15 protein-coding genes are annotated in these 15,464 nt (G+C 41.7%); 8 read left to right on the top strand and 7 right to left on the bottom strand.

Annotated features, from left to right (window positions below; translation table 11 throughout):
- Nucleotides 1-37: 37 nt before the first annotated feature.
- Together CD03_RS0107090 and CD03_RS0107095 are read right to left on the bottom strand one after the other, a co-directional pair.
- Nucleotides 38-709: an AroM family protein gene (locus CD03_RS0107090; protein WP_027293042.1), complete on the bottom strand. Its 672-nt coding sequence runs from the start codon at nucleotides 707-709 to the stop codon at nucleotides 38-40.
- Between the two features lie 29 nt (nucleotides 710-738).
- Nucleotides 739-1,677 carry a DUF1177 domain-containing protein gene (locus CD03_RS0107095; RefSeq protein ID WP_027293043.1) on the bottom strand — a complete coding sequence of 313 codons (939 nt, stop codon included), beginning with the start codon at nucleotides 1,675-1,677 and terminating at the stop codon, nucleotides 739-741.
- 325 nt (nucleotides 1,678-2,002) lie between these two features.
- On the opposite strand from CD03_RS0107095, the gene CD03_RS0107100 reads away from it, so the two are divergent.
- The gene (locus tag CD03_RS0107100; RefSeq protein ID WP_156042823.1) at nucleotides 2,003-3,679 is read left to right on the top strand and encodes an OPT/YSL family transporter; all 1,677 of its coding nucleotides are present in this window, start codon (nucleotides 2,003-2,005) and stop codon (nucleotides 3,677-3,679) included.
- A gap of 1,116 nt (nucleotides 3,680-4,795) precedes the next feature.
- On the opposite strand, the gene CD03_RS0107110 is transcribed toward CD03_RS0107100, so the two are convergent.
- Nucleotides 4,796-5,602: a MerR family transcriptional regulator gene (locus tag CD03_RS0107110; RefSeq protein WP_027293046.1), complete on the bottom strand. Its 807-nt coding sequence runs from the start codon at nucleotides 5,600-5,602 to the stop codon at nucleotides 4,796-4,798.
- A gap of 254 nt (nucleotides 5,603-5,856) precedes the next feature.
- On the opposite strand from CD03_RS0107110, the gene CD03_RS0107115 reads away from it, so the two are divergent.
- Entirely contained in the window at nucleotides 5,857-7,716 is a 1,860-nt protein-coding gene (locus CD03_RS0107115; RefSeq protein WP_027293047.1) for an ATP-dependent nuclease, read from the top strand.
- A gap of 24 nt (nucleotides 7,717-7,740) precedes the next feature.
- Here CD03_RS0107115 and CD03_RS0107120 read toward each other — a convergent pair whose 3' ends face one another.
- Entirely contained in the window at nucleotides 7,741-8,319 is a 579-nt protein-coding gene (locus CD03_RS0107120; protein ID WP_027293048.1) for a pentapeptide repeat-containing protein, read from the bottom strand.
- A 231-nt stretch (nucleotides 8,320-8,550) separates the two neighbouring features.
- On the opposite strand from CD03_RS0107120, the gene CD03_RS0107125 reads away from it, so the two are divergent.
- Together CD03_RS0107125 and def are read left to right on the top strand one after the other, a co-directional pair.
- Entirely contained in the window at nucleotides 8,551-8,814 is a 264-nt protein-coding gene (locus tag CD03_RS0107125) for a helix-turn-helix transcriptional regulator (RefSeq protein ID WP_027293049.1), read from the top strand.
- Nucleotides 8,789-9,241, top strand: a complete 453-nt coding sequence (gene def, locus CD03_RS0107130) for a peptide deformylase (protein WP_027293050.1) — start codon at nucleotides 8,789-8,791, stop codon at nucleotides 9,239-9,241. The genes CD03_RS0107125 and def overlap by 26 nt, the downstream gene beginning before the upstream one ends.
- A gap of 110 nt (nucleotides 9,242-9,351) precedes the next feature.
- Here def and CD03_RS35880 read toward each other — a convergent pair whose 3' ends face one another.
- From CD03_RS35880 to CD03_RS0107145, 3 genes are all read right to left on the bottom strand, one after another.
- Nucleotides 9,352-11,508, bottom strand: coding sequence for a M56 family metallopeptidase (locus CD03_RS35880; RefSeq protein WP_052377720.1), 2,157 nt, complete (start codon nucleotides 11,506-11,508; stop codon nucleotides 9,352-9,354).
- A gap of 9 nt (nucleotides 11,509-11,517) precedes the next feature.
- A complete protein-coding gene (locus CD03_RS0107140) occupies nucleotides 11,518-11,877 on the bottom strand; it encodes a BlaI/MecI/CopY family transcriptional regulator (protein ID WP_027293051.1) in 360 nt (119 codons plus the stop codon).
- A gap of 118 nt (nucleotides 11,878-11,995) precedes the next feature.
- On the bottom strand, nucleotides 11,996-12,259 hold the full coding sequence (locus CD03_RS0107145; protein WP_027293052.1) for a CD3324 family protein: 264 nt from the start codon (nucleotides 12,257-12,259) through the stop codon (nucleotides 11,996-11,998).
- Nucleotides 12,260-12,679: 420 nt separating this feature from the next.
- On the opposite strand from CD03_RS0107145, the gene CD03_RS0107150 reads away from it, so the two are divergent.
- The 4 genes from CD03_RS0107150 (at nucleotide 12,680) to rbr (ending at nucleotide 15,463) form a co-directional block, all read left to right on the top strand.
- A complete protein-coding gene (locus CD03_RS0107150; protein ID WP_027293053.1) occupies nucleotides 12,680-13,099 on the top strand; it encodes a YjdF family protein in 420 nt (139 codons plus the stop codon).
- Between the two features lie 87 nt (nucleotides 13,100-13,186).
- On the top strand, nucleotides 13,187-14,032 hold the full coding sequence (locus CD03_RS32745) for an ATP-binding cassette domain-containing protein (protein WP_052377721.1): 846 nt from the start codon (nucleotides 13,187-13,189) through the stop codon (nucleotides 14,030-14,032).
- The gene (locus tag CD03_RS0107160; RefSeq protein ID WP_027293055.1) at nucleotides 14,019-14,747 is read left to right on the top strand and encodes a hypothetical protein; all 729 of its coding nucleotides are present in this window, start codon (nucleotides 14,019-14,021) and stop codon (nucleotides 14,745-14,747) included. The genes CD03_RS32745 and CD03_RS0107160 overlap by 14 nt, the downstream gene beginning before the upstream one ends.
- A 116-nt stretch (nucleotides 14,748-14,863) precedes the next feature.
- Complete coding sequence (rbr, locus tag CD03_RS0107165; RefSeq protein WP_027293056.1) at nucleotides 14,864-15,463, top strand: rubrerythrin; 600 nt, start codon at nucleotides 14,864-14,866, stop codon at nucleotides 15,461-15,463.
- Nucleotide 15,464 lies beyond the last annotated feature (1 nt).

Consider the following 15,464-nt stretch of genomic DNA (forward strand, 5'->3'; position numbering starts at 1 on the left):
TTCAATAGAAATAATTGTAAGACGGTTGCTGTATGAATCAGACATCGGTCAGTTCCGAAACGACCCGGGCAAGAATTGTTCGTGAAAGAACAATCATTTTGCCTGTAATCGCAGAAAACATCTCTTTCATTTCCTGTGTATATCCAATACAGTCCAAAATCACCAGATCTCCATCCATATCCCTGATTTTATATGCAGCCGCCTTTAAGGTTTCCTGATCACCGTATGGAGATGCGGGGACGGAAGTGACCTGGCTTACATAATTTCTCCATTTCTTTTCGCATTGCGCTACCTGAAGATGAGAGGGAGTCACGGTAATAATATTCGATGTCTTCGTCAGGAGCGGTACGATATGATTTAATATTTTACATGGAAAAATAAGTGGTACACTAGATTTAAAAGTATCGGGAAAATCTCCGGTACAGAAAAACATGATGAATTTTACCCCCTGTTCTTCCAGGTCATAAATCCGCTGCTGCAGCCTGGGAAGTATATGCCGTTCTGCAAATGTAACAGAGCTTCCGTCTGTGAGCCGTGATACCAATACGTAATCCCCTTCCTCCGGTTTGAATTTTTCGATTTCCGTGCGGGTCAGTCCGTCCAGACCGCCGCCCTGCAGCAATTCTACTTTACCATTAAATATCTCCATGATATCACTGGTCACATCAACCCGTGGTGCCTGTCCGATTGTGATTGCCCCAACTTTCATATTTCCACAACATCCTTTCTGCTTCGTTTTCAGACGCGCCCCAGTGTCTGGATATGCTTCATGGAGCCATACAGAGACTGAATTAATTCATATTCCTTTTTATCATAAAATTCGCATTCACCCCTGGTAAACGCTTTTGCTGTTTCAAGCATAAAACGGGCTGCTTCTTCAATATCTGTGATATGGCTTGCTCCTGTAGCACAGCCCGGTACCATTACTTCAGCCGTGATAGCGACGCCAACTACCGGAGCATCTGTAGCCGTAGCAGGCTGGAGAATACTGTTAATATGGTGCAGGTTATTGCCGTATGGTGTGATATCCTGGGTAGACAGCGGGAATACATAGGGCAGTTTGCCGGTTGTGATCTGCATTAACTCCAGAAGATCTTCGGAAGCTTTTAGAATGTAACCTTCCTTGACTGTAGGGGAGATGGCAAATCCACGAGTATTAATCATACGGTTTCCTTTGGTAGTGTCACAGGATAAGATGGCATCCAGTTCCGGAGATACTTCTTCCTGATTCACCTGGGACATTTCCACCGGAGATCCCATAAATGGAACCGGTTTATGCGGGGCGGTAGGCGCATCCGGGCAAATGTGTGTGGAGATAAATACATCCCCATCCAGAAAATCTCCTTTATTCTGCATATCTAAAAGTTTGGCGGCCAGAGCTACTACAGCCAGAGCACCGTCACCGTCGGAAACATAACCCAGTCGTTCCGGACGTGCCCCGATGCCGCCGAGACGTCCAAGAAGACCGATCGTAGGAGCAGTTCCCCCCTTTGTCTTACCGTTGGTTCCCGGAATTCTGACTTTTACCATATCGGTAGAGCCCTTTGGTCCCTTTAATTCATATACTTCAATATTGGCATCCGGACGAATGCCCCGCAGGTATACTGCTACGTCCCCGCCAGTTACAGTGCTGCTGTCTAAAATATCAAATGCTTCAATTAATTGCTTCATTAACATAATCCGATACCTCTTTTCTTGAAAATTTAACAAAAGTATAGCATTGAAAAAGTGTAAAGTCGATACATCCGGTGACCAAAAATATTGACAGTATATTGTGCATTAAGCACAAGAAGATTTAAGATGTACGGGTTTTCATAATTGTAAAATAAAAATAAATAATTTGTGAAAATTAAATAAAAATAACTTGACAATTGTTGAAAAAATCAATATAATGGCAATTAATTCAAGAGTTTAAAACAGTAAAGTTTTGAACCTTACAGGAACTATCTTTTGCGATTACGGATATTATATTGTGCAAAAGACACAAAAGGAGGAAGCGATTATGAATGACAACAAAGACCTGCAGACAGAGATTAAGATTACTGCATCCGAGCACCCGAAAGCATTTTCACCGCATATTCTGATCTTAAATCTGATTATGTGTGCGATAGGTGCCATCATTGGGCTTGAGTTGATTGTAAGAACAGGTGTAACTCCCAATACTTCGATTATTGGAGCGCTGTTTGCAATTATTTTATCCAGAATACCGATTAAGCTGCTGCAGAAATACCGCAATGTACATAGCCAGAACCTGATTCAGACCGCGATTTCAGGTGCCACATTTTCAGCTGCAAACAGTTTAATACTTCCGATCGGAATTCCTGTTCTTATGGGTCATCCGGAGTTGATGTTCCCAATGCTGATCGGTGTATTTCTGGCAACAATTATTGATGCAACGATTCTTTATAAAACTTTTGATACGGAGATGTTTCCGGCTGCCGGCGCATGGCCGCCGGGGGTTGCAGCGGCTGAGGCAATCCTGGCCGTTGTAGAAAAAGGCAGAAAGGCGATGCTGTTAATCGTAGGTGCAGCAGGAGGTATTGTCGGTAAATGGATTGGAATACCAATGGATTTACTTGGCGTGTCCTGGTTTGGAGACTTTTTTGCCATGGGAGCTTTGGGAGCCGGCAGTATTGTAATCGGAATCGTTAAAACAAATGCAATTTCTTTGAATCTGTTTCAGCATGATTTTGTCATTGCCGGTAATCTGTTTGGAGAAGGATACAGCTTTGACAATGTTGCTCTGCTGAAATATATGCCTCATGGAATCATGATTGGTGCAGGTATTGTTGCGCTCATACAGGTTGGAATGATGCTATTTAAAAGAAAAGGCAAAGAGTCAAGCAACGCAGGTAAATTTACCACCAGTATGTCCCAGATGAAACAGGCTCTTGGACTGGGGTATATAGCATATCTTGTGGTGGCGCTGCTCTTGGCTGTAATCAGCGGACTGGTAACACAGATGTCATTTCCGCAATTTGTTCTCTGGGTTATTTATGCGGCTTTTGCAGCAATCGGATCTGAGTTAATCGTAGGTATTTCGGCAATGCATTCCGGATGGTTCCCCGGATTTGCAACTGCGCTCATTTTCCTGCTGGTAGGGTTGCTGCTAGGATTTCCGCCGGTACCACTGGCGCTTATGGTCGGCTACACTTCTGCTACGGGACCTGCATTTTCAGATATGGCATATGATCTGAAATGCGGATATATATTAAGAGGTAATGGAGCAGATCCTGAGCTGGAGAAAGCAGGAAGAAAGCAGCAGTATTTAAGCGAGATTCTGGCATTTACCGTTGCATTTGTAATGGTTGCAATGCTGGCTCATAAATATTTTGACCAGGGATTATTCGCACCGGTTGCACAGACTTTTGCTACAACAATTGAGGCAGGTACCAGTTCAGAGGTAGCCAAATGTTTGATTATCTGGGCATTCCCAGGCGCATTGATCCAGTTTATCGGCGGAAAGAAGCAGATTGGTATTCTGTTTGCTACCGGCTTGCTGGTTGGAAGCACTGTGAATGGAGTTACGATTATTGTAGCATTAGTAATCCGTTACTTTATTGTAAAAGCGAATAAAAATAATGAACAGATTCTCACCATTTTGGGTGCGGGTGCTTTGGCTGGAGCGGCTTTGTATAGTTTCTTTACGGCTACGCTGGCACTTGGGAAGAAGAAATAAATGGTATAGAGGGAAGAATTTCATCTTAAATTGGGGTTTAGCTGAGGAAGGACGCTTTGTATATAGAGGTAGTGTACGGAAAGAGAAGGGGGCGAGCCAGGACATTGATTTGGAAGGCTTACCGCAGAACTGGCATTTTCTAACCTTCCCAGAGCCCTTTTGGCGGCACGCGGGCATTCGCTCCGAAATCCTGATGCATTTCGCAGCTCACTGCCCGCTTACAATCCGATGGGAGCCAGTCGAATTGTATCCGCCAAAAAGCACTCTGGGAAGGTAAGTAAATGCTCAGCTCTGCTATACGCTTTCCAAATCAATGTCCTGGCTCGCCCCCTTCTCTTTCCGAGATAGCATTCGTTGATACAAAGCTGGTTTTCTCAGCATGATGGAACCCTGGGGTTGTGGCATGCTGGACGTTATTGGCATAAAGCTAATGATGTCAAGCAACTGATCTTGAGAACGAGTAGCATAGGGTAACTGGACTTATCACCGTAATTTGCTTCTTCATTCCAGAAAAAGTAGCAAACTTTCATCTTTTTTTACGCATAAACAGCCGAAACATACTACGCTGCATCCAATAAAGAACAGCCTGCCACAGCCCAGGGGTTTCAACCTACTGAGAAAACCAGCTTTGTGGCGGTAACATGAATCTCGGAAAGATGGGTGTGGGAAACTGGTATGGGCGGAGGAAGCGTAGAGCAGAGCTGAGTATTTACTTACCTTTCCGGAGTGTTTTTTGGCGGATAGTATTCGACTGGCTCCCATCGGATACTAAGCGGGTACTGAACCGAGAAATGCATCAGGATTTCTCGGTGAATGCCCGCGTGCCGCCAAAAAGCGCTTCGGAAAGGTTAGAAAATACCAGTTCTGCGGCCAGCTGACGGAGTCCATATCAGTTTCCCACCCCCATCTTTCCGCACACTACCTATATTACACAAAGCGTCTATCCTCAGCTAAACCCAAATATAATAAACCAGCAGGGAGTCTCAATTTCAAGTAATGACTCATAAGATTGTTTTGATTAGTGAGCCATAAGCCACTTATAAACGGTTCGTTGTAGTACTAGAAGATTTCTACGAAAAAAGGAAAAGCAACTTCCACGCTTTTCCTTTTTTGCATCTATTTTGTTTTCACCAATGGAAATAAAATTCCTGTTTCTAAGTCATCGGCAGAAGAAGCACTGTGTTCGTCTCTGATAAAACGTTCGATGCCCGGACCGGAGATGTGATATTCCGGATGATCTGCAAGCCAGTTTAGGATGGCGTCATATGCCTGATGAAGATTCTGATGAGAGCCATAATGGGTAACTGCCGCACAAAGTGTGGGTGGGATGGTGCGGATGTCCGGGTGGGGACTGTTCACGGGAACCTGGGCTTCTACTTCAACATTTTCATGGGAAAATTCCTCATTCAAATAAACTAATTGGAAAGCACCTGCCGGCTTAAGACCCCGCGTGTCCATTTCCTGATGAAGATTTGCAAACAACTGGTGAATACTGTCTGCATCAATGTTGATCGTACGGCGGATCCCAAAAACATTTTGTGCAGGAGTATCCATTGTAATAACGTGATATTGGTTCTGTTTCATGGTTTTTTTCTCCTTTGTCAGAGACAGATCCTGTTCCATTTGGCTGAGTATGGTGTTTAAAGAATAAATCTGATCCTTTATTTTCTGATGCTGCAGCTGTATCTGGATATATAATGCATCATCCGTAAGTTCCAGCAAAACTTTGATCTCAGACAGTGTAAAGCCGTAGCGTTTTAATTTTTCAATCATGTGCAGGGTTTTTGCCTGGGAAGCTTTATAATAACGGTATCCGTTATCGGCTCCCGTTGCAGCAGGATGAAGCAGTCCAATGCTGTCATAATGGCGCAGCATTCTCGCAGAGATACAGCAAAGTTTTGAAAATTCTCCAATGGTAAACATATCTGCCTCCTTTTGAAAGTTTATAGTATAGTGGAACCGGTTCTGAGAATATCATAAACCTTAGCATTGTGGTAATGTCAATAGGAAATTAAATTTGTTGTATATTCCCCAATATTATTGCTATAATGAAACTAACAACGTCTAAACCGAAGAGGGACAAAATGGCAGAGCCAATCAAATCGAACCTGAAATGTAATTGTTTTCGGGGATTGTATGAGAATGGGAAGACGCTCAAAAGAAAAGAGGTGCTTCATATGCAGTTCACAGGCCTGCATATCCGCAATTTCAAGTGGATACGGGATATGAAAATCCAGGATATTGAGAATGCGTTAATCCTGGTGGGGAAGAACAATACCGGAAAAACTACGATTCTGGACGCAATTCGTGCGGTCTGTGGATCTTATGCGGTGACGGAAGAAGATTTTAATGAGAAAAAGCAGAATATAGAAATAGAGGTATCGGTTCGGATCACGGCGGATGACAGGCAGATGCTGCATAGAAATGGTATTGTCAGCCAGTATAAGCGCTACGATGTGTGGGAAAAAGATTTCCGTTTAAAGCTGCCTTCCTATGACGGGGAGATCATGACATTTTTGTTCACCGTGAACCGGGAGGGACAGATTCGATATGGGGATGGTGTGAAGAAGCATAACCGCTACATACAGGAAGTGATGCCTAAGATTTACTACATCGATGTACAAAGAGACTTGGAGCAGATACAGGAAGATCTTCTCATGTGCCAGGAGGATGAACTGTTAACGCAGATGCGATCAGGATGCTGTCTGTTTGACCAGGCAAAGCAGTGCAATCACTGTTTTCAGTGCATAGGCCTGATCAATCAGAAAAGTCCGGTTGAGCTGAATGCATATGAAACTTCAAAATTGTTGGAATACAAGCTTTATCAGCTGAATTTAAGTGAATTTTCCGAAAAGGTAAACCGTATCTTTCACAGAAATGGCGGATTTATGGAAGAAATCCATTATACAATGGAGTGCGATGTAGACCGGTTATTTAAAGTGAATGCCAGGACTTACAGTAAGGAGAGAGGCACTACTAGCCCCATAGAACATTTGGGCAAAGGTATGAGAAGTATCTACATGCTGTCTCTGCTGGAAGCATATGTGGAGGGAGAAAATCATTTATCCAGTATTATTCTTGTGGAAGATCCGGAAATATTTCTTCATCCGCAGCTGCAAAAGGTTGCCAGTGAAATACTTTACCGGTTATCCAAGAAAAACCAGGTGATTTTTACCACGCATTCACCAAATATGCTGTTTAATTTTAACAGCAGGCAGATCAGACAGATAGTACTGGATGGAGAATATTTTTCCATTGTAAGGGAGCGCACGGATATCGGGAATATTCTGGATGATCTGGGCTACTCTGCAAATGACCTTCTGGACGTCAGTTTTGTCTTTATTGTTGAGGGGAAGCAGGATAAGAGCAGACTTCCGCTGCTGCTTGAAAAATATTATTCGGAAGTGTATGACAGGCATGGAAAATTGTCCCGGATTGCAATTATCACGACGAATAGCTGTACAAATATTAAGACTTATGCCAATTTAAAATATATGAACCGGATTTACCTGAGAGATCAGTTTCTGATGATTCGGGACGGTGATGGCAAGGATCCCAAAAAGCTTGCGGGACAGCTTTGCAGGTACTATGATCAGAGAAATCTGGAAGATGTGGATCAGTTACCAAAGGTAACCCAGAGAAATGTACTGATTTTAAAATACTATTCTTTTGAAAATTACTTTTTAAATCCTGGAATTATGGCTCAGCTTGGAATTATAGAAAGTGAAGAAGAATTTTATGAGATTCTTTTTACAAAGTGGAAAGAGTATCTGTACCGCCTGAGAAGTGCTAAGAACCTGGTAGAAGTACTGGGAAAAGATCTGGAAAGTATTCAGGACATAAAAGAGCATATGGAGACTTTTAAAATCTATATGAGGGGACATAACCTCTATGATATTTTTTACGGCAGATACCGCAGCCAGGAGACAGAACTTCTGCGCAGATATATAGATCTGGCTCCCAGAGATGATTTTGCGGATATCTTAGATTCCATTGATCAGTTTGTCTATTTTGACAGCCGGAAAAAGGAAATGTAGGATCGCTAATTGGCTTGGGCGGGGTTAATCCAGAATAATCCCCAGTCCCGTCAGCAGATTTACGGCTTCCGGATATGAAAAACGTGCATTTTTTACTTTATTTGTCTGAACATCAATCATATAATCCCTGGCGTCTCTGAAATCAGAGAATGCCAGGTTATTTTTTGCGAACTTTGTATTTTTAAGCTGACAGCCCTGAAAGTTGGTTTTCTCCATCCGGCAGTCTTCAAAATAACATTCTTCCATGACATTTCCCTGAAAAGAAAATTGATTCAGTTTTAGCTTTACAAAATAATTATATTTTAATACACAGTTTTCAAAGGCAGTAAAGGGAAGTGTAATTCCGTTTTTGGTCTTTAACTCATCCCAACTGATTCCAACCAGAGAACAGTGGTGAAAATCGTTGTTTTTTAAATCCGTATACTTAAAGTCCGTGCCTGCGCAGGTACAGCTGCGGAAGGTACACCGGTCAAAAACACAGTTTTTAATTTTCATTTCAAAAAAATTGCAATGAGAAAAGGTGCATTCAATAAAATGCGCATTTTCAATGAGCTGTGATTCCAGATTCAAAGTCTCAAATAGTTGTTCTTCGTATGTTTGCATGGGGGTTCTCCTATGTATATACCGTGATTTTTATTAGGTTCATATTTTAATTATCATGCCATGTATCTGGGAAATGGTCAAGAGGGAAAAGATGTGTCATGTTAACAGAGGGAAATGATGTGTCATGTTAACAGAGGGAAATGGTGTGTCATGTTAACTTGACATATAAGAATCTCCATGCTACTATAATGTAAGGTTAACATTACATGCCTGTTTAGCAAGGAGAGATTAATGAAAAACAGAATTAGAGAATTAAGAGAAAAGAAAGGACTTACCCAGGCTCAGTTAGGGGATATGGTAGGTACTTCGAGACAGGCAATTAATGCCATTGAAACAGAGAAATCTGAGCCTTCCATATGGCTGGCATATGATATTTCAAGGGTGTTTGAATGCAGTATTGAGGATGTCTTTTTATTTGAGGAAAGTTTGAAAAAGTCCAGGGCTGAAAGCAGCAGAAAGGAGCAGGGAAATGGCGGTAAGGCAGCTTCGTTATGAAGGAGACGAGATACTAAGGAAAAAATGTAAAGAGGTTACAGTGGTGGATGATAAAATCAGGGAGCTTTTGGATGATATGCTGGATACGCTGCATACGATGCCCAATGGGGCAGCGATCGCAGCATGCCAGGTTGGGGTTTTGAAACGTCTGGTTGTGATAGAAATGGGAAATGGTGTTATAAAATTGGTGAATCCTAAGATTACCGGAACCAGCGGGGTGCAGGAGAGTATAGAAGGATGTTTAAGCTTTCCGGATAAGGCGGGGATAACTGTCAGGCCTAAAAAAGTAACGGTTCAGGCGCAAAATGAATTTGGAGAGGAAATTCTGCTGGAGGGAGAGGATCTTATGGCAAAATGTCTCTGCCATGAGATTGAGCATCTGGATGGCAGAGTATTTTTAGAACATGTAATCAGTTTTGTGGATTAAAAAAGCTGGATAAGCAGCAGGTAGGTACCTGCCATCTTATCCAGCTTTAATTTTGCAATCAAAATCCTCCGATGAACCATTAACAAGATACAACAGGGAAGCGGAAAATATCAAGAGTGGTTAAACCATTTTTTAACATAATCTTTTGTATGTTCCGGTGCAAATGTTTCAAAACCCGTCAGATTCCCTTCTTTATCACGAAGAGCAAATACATCGATCACACCTTCGGATGTTGAAAAGCAGGGGCCATATGTCTGATCATCGTCTTTAGAGGTAATCCGGTCCTCGAAATACCGCACTAGTTTGTCGTTGTAGTAATATCTTCCGGTTTTTTTATCCCGGGTCAATCCAAATTTGGAATAATCTTTTTGCCGTTCTGCTGCAATCCTGTCAAAGACAGGATCTGCTATTTTGTCAATTTCAGCCAGCTTGGTTTCTGCCTTGGCATAATAATCGTCAAGGATTTTACTGGAGTTTTCCAGAATTCTTGTGAAACTGTCATATTTTTGGCTGACGGCATCTAATTCTTTTTGAAGTTCATTGATTTTTGCATCATAATCATCAACCGGAGTTTCAAGATCCTTGTTATCATCCTCCATAGATTTCTGGTATAGCATTTCTATCTTGGCGGAATAAGAGGCGGAAACTTTAGCGTATTGTTTGCTGACCTGATCAAAATAAGAATTCATGATGTCCTCATATTTTGTATTTACTTTTTCATAGTCGGAAGCGCATTGTTCCATATATTTATTGTAGCTGCTATACACCTCATCTGTAAGAGTATACCATTGTTCTAAAAATGTGGGATCCAGATAATCTGTCTTCTCATCGGCTAATTTCTTGAGTTTTTCTAATTTCCCAGTCAGTTGGTTTTCCAGGTCAGTATAATTGGAAGCAACTTCTTTTTTCACAGCATCATATTCAGCTGTGATCTTTGATATTAATTTTTCAATATCAGCCTCACTCATGTTCGTAAAATCAATTTTTTCTGTCGCTGAACTCTCAGCCGGGTTTTCAGCTGCACTTTCAGATGAACTTTCAGCCATTCCCCGTTCTGCTGCGGAATTTGTTCCAAAATTTCTGGAAGAAGCTTCCGAAGCCAGAGCAGTTTCTGTGGGCGCCTCAGCGGCGGAGGTTGTAAATGTTATGGCAATACTGGCGGTTAATACCAGGGCTATGGCAGAACCTGCCAAAGACGTTTTCTTTATTTTCATAATTGCTTTTATCCTTTCTTCTACTGCATTTTTACAAAAGTGGCTGCATAGAGGGTTCAATCGGCTTTTTGATTCTTCCAGGCTGATCAGCGTACGCGCATAATCAGATTTCAAACCTTCCCCAAAGCTGCGGACCACAGACTCATCGCAGGAAAGTTCGATATCGCGATTTGCCAGAAGATACATGATCCATACAAATGGGTTGAACCAGTGAATGCAGGCAGCAAATGCAAAGAGGTATTTTAACAGTGCGTCAAAGTGACGGATATGGATATATTCATGGCTTAATACGTATCGCAGCTGCGCGTCATCGGGCTTCACCATGTTTTTGGGAAGGAGAATAACAGGCTTCAAAATTCCGTATGTAAAAGGGGTTTTAATCTGGTCGTACTGCTTTATCCGTACTTTTCGGCGGATAAAACCGTTTTTAATCATAAAAACCGGATACTCTTTGCCAACAGGTACAGCTGTGCGGTATTCCAGGCGGCAGCGTATATGGGGAACCATAAAAATCAATGCACTGATCAAGGCCCCTGAAAGCCACAGGATAAACAGTAAGGGCTGTTTATCCACGGACATGGGGGTTTCCTGTACGACAGAACTCTGCACTGCCTTGTCTTCTAAAGAGGAACTGGCAGCATTAACAGTATGGTCAAATACTTCCATCTCTTCATTACCCATGGAATTGACAGCGGTATATTCCATTGCGGCAGCTTCCGCAGCATCTGCTGTATTGTTCACAATTGTTTCACTTAAGGTACGAAACGTATAGTCAGCATTGGATGAAATTTCTGTCGTTTCTAAATCTGAAGAAGCAGAATCCACTTTATCTCCGGATGCCGGAATATGTTCTGTCATCTGCTGCAGGTGATTGGCTAAATTGTAAACACTGAGTTGGGAAGAAACGGCAAACGGAATCAAAAGTCGGATGACAACAACTCCCCATAATACTAAAAAGGTCTTTTTCGGCAGCCTATTCACAGCTATAGCACGAATGGCAATGATTGCTATAATTAAAACGGCTGCATAAAAACTCATCTCCCATAATGTCATAACTGCCTCCTATTCCAGATCCTGTACAAGCTCTTTAAGACGTTCAATTTCTGGTTTGGATAAATCTTTTCTGCCAAGTATGGATGCTACAAGGCGGTCAGCAGAACCATCGAACATTTTATTAATCAGTTCGTTCGTTTCTGTCTCCTGGGCGGTTTCCTGTGTTACCAGCGGGTGACAGACAAAATTCGGATCTCTTCGTTCAATTGCCCCTTTATCGATACATTTTTTTATCACGGTATAGGTGGTTGTCTTACTCCATTCCACCTGTTCTTTTAAGATTTTAGCAATTTCTTTTGCTGTGGTATCCCCGTCTTTCCAGAGAATTTCCATGACCCGTAGTTCAGAATCAAATAATTTCATATCCATGTGCATGCACTCCTTTTATACTGTGCTGTTAGTCAGCAAGTTAAAATGTTCTATTCTAATAGAATTCTATATTGAGATTCTACCGCGATAGAACAGAAGTGTCAAGTGTGTCTATAAATTATTTCTTATAGATTATTTTTCGAATTGTATAAACCGACAAATGATACTCATCTGCCAGTTCCCAAAGTGATAACCCGGCAGCATATTTTTTTGAGATGTCCAGATTTCGCTGCGCAATTTCTTGCCGGTAACCGGATCGTTCGCCCCATTGTTTCCGCTGTTCTTTTTTTACCGGAATATAGAGATATTCTCCCTGGATATATTTTTGCAGTTCTTCTACCAGATGTTCCGGAAGAATTGTATTCGCATTTTCATAATTCATATGGCTTTCTCCTTTAATTTAAACTGAAATTCAGAAGCAAAGCCAGAAAAGCGGCATATCTACTCCATGCAGCCGCCGCTTTTGGGTACTGGCTCTGCATGGAGAGAAACGTCGTTCTTCTTACGTTTATTCATAATTATCACCACCTGTTACGGTCCATAAAAATTACTGGAACCTATTTTTACCATTATAAGAGATATGAAGGGGAATTACAAGGAAGGGGAGAATTTCGGATGGCTTTTTGAAGTAAAAAAATAGTTGCCAAACTTGACAAATTTTTGAAAAATGCTAGTATTTAAAGTACAAAGATAAAAACACAGTCCGGTTGGTAGTCCGGGCGCAGAATAAAGAATTCTGTCAGTAACCTGCCTCCTTTGGTTGTCCGTTCTTTGTTCAGCTAAATTAAAGGAGGAAATTTAAATGAACAAAGTAAAGACCAGTCTCACTATTATTTTCGATCCGCCCTTTTGGATTGGTGTTTTTGAACGGTCCACAGAGCATGGATATGAAGCTGCCAAAGTTACATTTGGTACGGAGCCGAAGGACTACGAGGTAAACAAATGGTATCTGGAAAATTGGAAGCGGTTGAAATTCAGCCCTCCGGTTGAGTCAGATGAGCATGAAGAGCACAGGATTAACTTCAAACGTATCCAAAAAAAGGCGAAAAAAGCGGTAGAGGAAAAGGGGATTGGAACCAAGGCACAGCAGGCATTGAAGCAGCAGCATGAGTTGCGGAAGCAGGAACGAAGCGTCATGAGCCGGGAACAAAGAGAAGAAGAAAAAAGGCGCCAGTTTTTGATTCATCAACAGAAGAAAAAAGAAAAGCATAAAGGCAGGTAATCCGAAAAAAGGCTCCAGAGCGTGTAGGCTTCCCCTAAGTTTTTATTTCCAGTGCCGTTAACAGGGGAGAAGAGAGAGGGGAATTTAATGGCGGAAAATTTAATTGATGTAGTCGGTGTTTCAAAGCACTTTGGAAAAGACCAGATATTAGAGGATATTAACTTTTCAATAGAAAAGGGGAAGACGATCGCTTTAGTAGGACATAACGGCTGTGGAAAAAGCACATTACTCAGAATGATTGCACATTTGACAACGGTGTCAGAGGGGAAAATTATCCATCATAAGAAATGGAAAATTACATATATTCCTGAGCGTTTTCCAAAGTCAGACTTTACGGCAAGAGAGTACGTGGTGAGTATGGGGATGCTGGATGGTCTGACGAAGGAAGATGCAAAGGAGAGAGGCAGTTTTCTGTTCCGGCAGTTTTTTATGGATTCCATGGCGGATAAGCCCATGAAGTATCTGTCGAAAGGGACGCTTCAGAAGACAGCAGTGATTCAGGCACTACTTACGAAAGCCGATATCCTGCTGATGGATGAACCGCTGTCTGGGCAGGATGTGGAATCGCAGAACATATTTATGGCAATGATTCAGAAGTATGTAAATGACGGAGGATCTGTGGTTATGTCCTGTCATGAGAAGAAATTAATTAACCGGCTTGCAGATCTTGTTTATGAAATAAAGGACAGACACTTAAAACAGGCGGTATTAGAAGACACTTTTTTACAGGAATATGATGTCCTGATATTTGAACGGGAAGAGGAGTCTGGTGGCGGAACACTGCCAAAAGAGGTGAAAGATGCGGCTGATATGGTGGAAATGAACAGTTTTCATATTAAAATCAGATCATCCGCTGAAAACAGTAATCAGATTATCCGGCTTATGTTAAGCGCAGGATTTCAGTTAAGGGAGATGCAGAATGTACAAGAATAGAGTGTTATTTCGCTATATATTTGAATCTTATAAAAAATCAAATAAGTATATTCTGCCTCTGCTTGTTCTGGCTATGTATATGGGTTTTGCTTATACATTTTCACCTTTGGGTGTACTGGAAGGATATACCATGTCCATGGTATTTGTGATATGGATTATGACCTGGATCGGATGGACATTTAATGAGTTGAAAAGCCCTGTTCAGGAGCAGATACTAATTTTGAAGGTACAAAGTGAGACCAGGTATTATCTGACCAATCTGTGCTGCCTTGCAGGTATTGGGATTTTGGTCAGTCTTTTTGCGGTACTCTTTCCGGTTTTTCAAAATGCTGTGAATCATTTTGCATTTTTTAACAGAACGATGACGGTAACGGATATATTGACTGCACTGGTCTTACATATTTTTGCAGCATATACGGGAGGTATTACGGGTGCTTTCCTCCATACCAGAATTATGCATAATAGAAAGGTTGCAGCTCTGATTACTTTTTTATATATGCTGATAGGTCTTGTGAAAATGGGCATTATGGAGGAGTATCCGGTTACCCGGTATTTTATGTGGATATTCCCCCCAGTAGCAGAATTTGTGAAGAGATTTGTCAATGAAGATTATTATTCTGTCTCCATGGTGATCCAGACACTGGCAGTTTTTTGTGTTTACTGTTTTATTTTGACGGTAGTACAAGTAAAGCTGCTGGTGAAAAATAAATTTTAATCAAACAGATAAATTTACAGTTACTGGAATAAAACTCTGCCGTAAGAGCATACTAAAAACATAACCTGGGTCTAAAGACAGGTTATGGAATGATTGATAAGATTGGAGTAGTGATTATGGCAGTGGATTTCAAAACAAGTGAAACAAAAGAGAATCTTATGCGTGCATTTGCTGGGGAGAGTCAGGCGCGTAACCGGTATACATTTGCCGCATCGGAAGCAAAGAAGCAGAACCTGCAGGTCATAGAAGCAATTTTTACTTTTACGGCAAATCAGGAAAAAGAACATGCGGAGATATTTTATGGTCATTTAAAGGAACTGGCAGGAGAAACCATTGAAATCGATGGGGGTTACCCGGTGGACTTGTATGATGACGTGGTTCAGCTGTTATATGCAGCACAGCATAATGAATACGAGGAACATGATCCGATCTATAAAGCATTTGCGGAAAAAGCAAGAGAAGAAGGCTTCCTGAAAGTAGCAGCCTCTTTTGACGGGATTGCAGGGATTGAAAAAATACATGGAGACCGTTTTGGAAAATTTGCGAAGTTACTGGAAGAAAACAAACTTTTTGTTTCCGATGTAAAAACCGGATGGATGTGCCTGAACTGCGGGTATGTATATGAAGGGGAAAGTGTTCCGCCCATGTGCCCGGTGTGCAAACATGACAAAGGTTATTTTATCAGACTGTCTCTGGCACCATATACGGAAGCCTGAG

Source organism: Robinsoniella sp. KNHs210, from assembly GCF_000686105.1.
GTDB classification, from domain to species: Bacteria; Bacillota; Clostridia; order Lachnospirales; family Lachnospiraceae; genus Robinsoniella; species Robinsoniella peoriensis.

Coding starts and splice junctions, on each gene's coding strand:
- CD03_RS0107090 (WP_027293042.1), bottom strand. CDS start 709: ATGAAAGTTGGGGCAATCACAATCGGACAGGCACCACGGGTTGATGTG.
- CD03_RS0107095 (WP_027293043.1), bottom strand. CDS start 1,677: ATGTTAATGAAGCAATTAATTGAAGCATTTGATATTTTAGACAGCAGC.
- CD03_RS0107100 (WP_156042823.1), top strand. CDS start 2,003: ATGAATGACAACAAAGACCTGCAGACAGAGATTAAGATTACTGCATCC.
- CD03_RS0107110 (WP_027293046.1), bottom strand. CDS start 5,602: ATGTTTACCATTGGAGAATTTTCAAAACTTTGCTGTATCTCTGCGAGA.
- CD03_RS0107115 (WP_027293047.1), top strand. CDS start 5,857: ATGCAGTTCACAGGCCTGCATATCCGCAATTTCAAGTGGATACGGGAT.
- CD03_RS0107120 (WP_027293048.1), bottom strand. CDS start 8,319: ATGCAAACATACGAAGAACAACTATTTGAGACTTTGAATCTGGAATCA.
- CD03_RS0107125 (WP_027293049.1), top strand. CDS start 8,551: ATGAAAAACAGAATTAGAGAATTAAGAGAAAAGAAAGGACTTACCCAG.
- def (WP_027293050.1), top strand. CDS start 8,789: ATGGCGGTAAGGCAGCTTCGTTATGAAGGAGACGAGATACTAAGGAAA.
- CD03_RS35880 (WP_052377720.1), bottom strand. CDS start 11,508: ATGACATTATGGGAGATGAGTTTTTATGCAGCCGTTTTAATTATAGCA.
- CD03_RS0107140 (WP_027293051.1), bottom strand. CDS start 11,877: ATGGATATGAAATTATTTGATTCTGAACTACGGGTCATGGAAATTCTC.
- CD03_RS0107145 (WP_027293052.1), bottom strand. CDS start 12,259: ATGAATTATGAAAATGCGAATACAATTCTTCCGGAACATCTGGTAGAA.
- CD03_RS0107150 (WP_027293053.1), top strand. CDS start 12,680: ATGAACAAAGTAAAGACCAGTCTCACTATTATTTTCGATCCGCCCTTT.
- CD03_RS32745 (WP_052377721.1), top strand. CDS start 13,187: ATGGCGGAAAATTTAATTGATGTAGTCGGTGTTTCAAAGCACTTTGGA.
- CD03_RS0107160 (WP_027293055.1), top strand. CDS start 14,019: ATGTACAAGAATAGAGTGTTATTTCGCTATATATTTGAATCTTATAAA.
- rbr (WP_027293056.1), top strand. CDS start 14,864: ATGGCAGTGGATTTCAAAACAAGTGAAACAAAAGAGAATCTTATGCGT.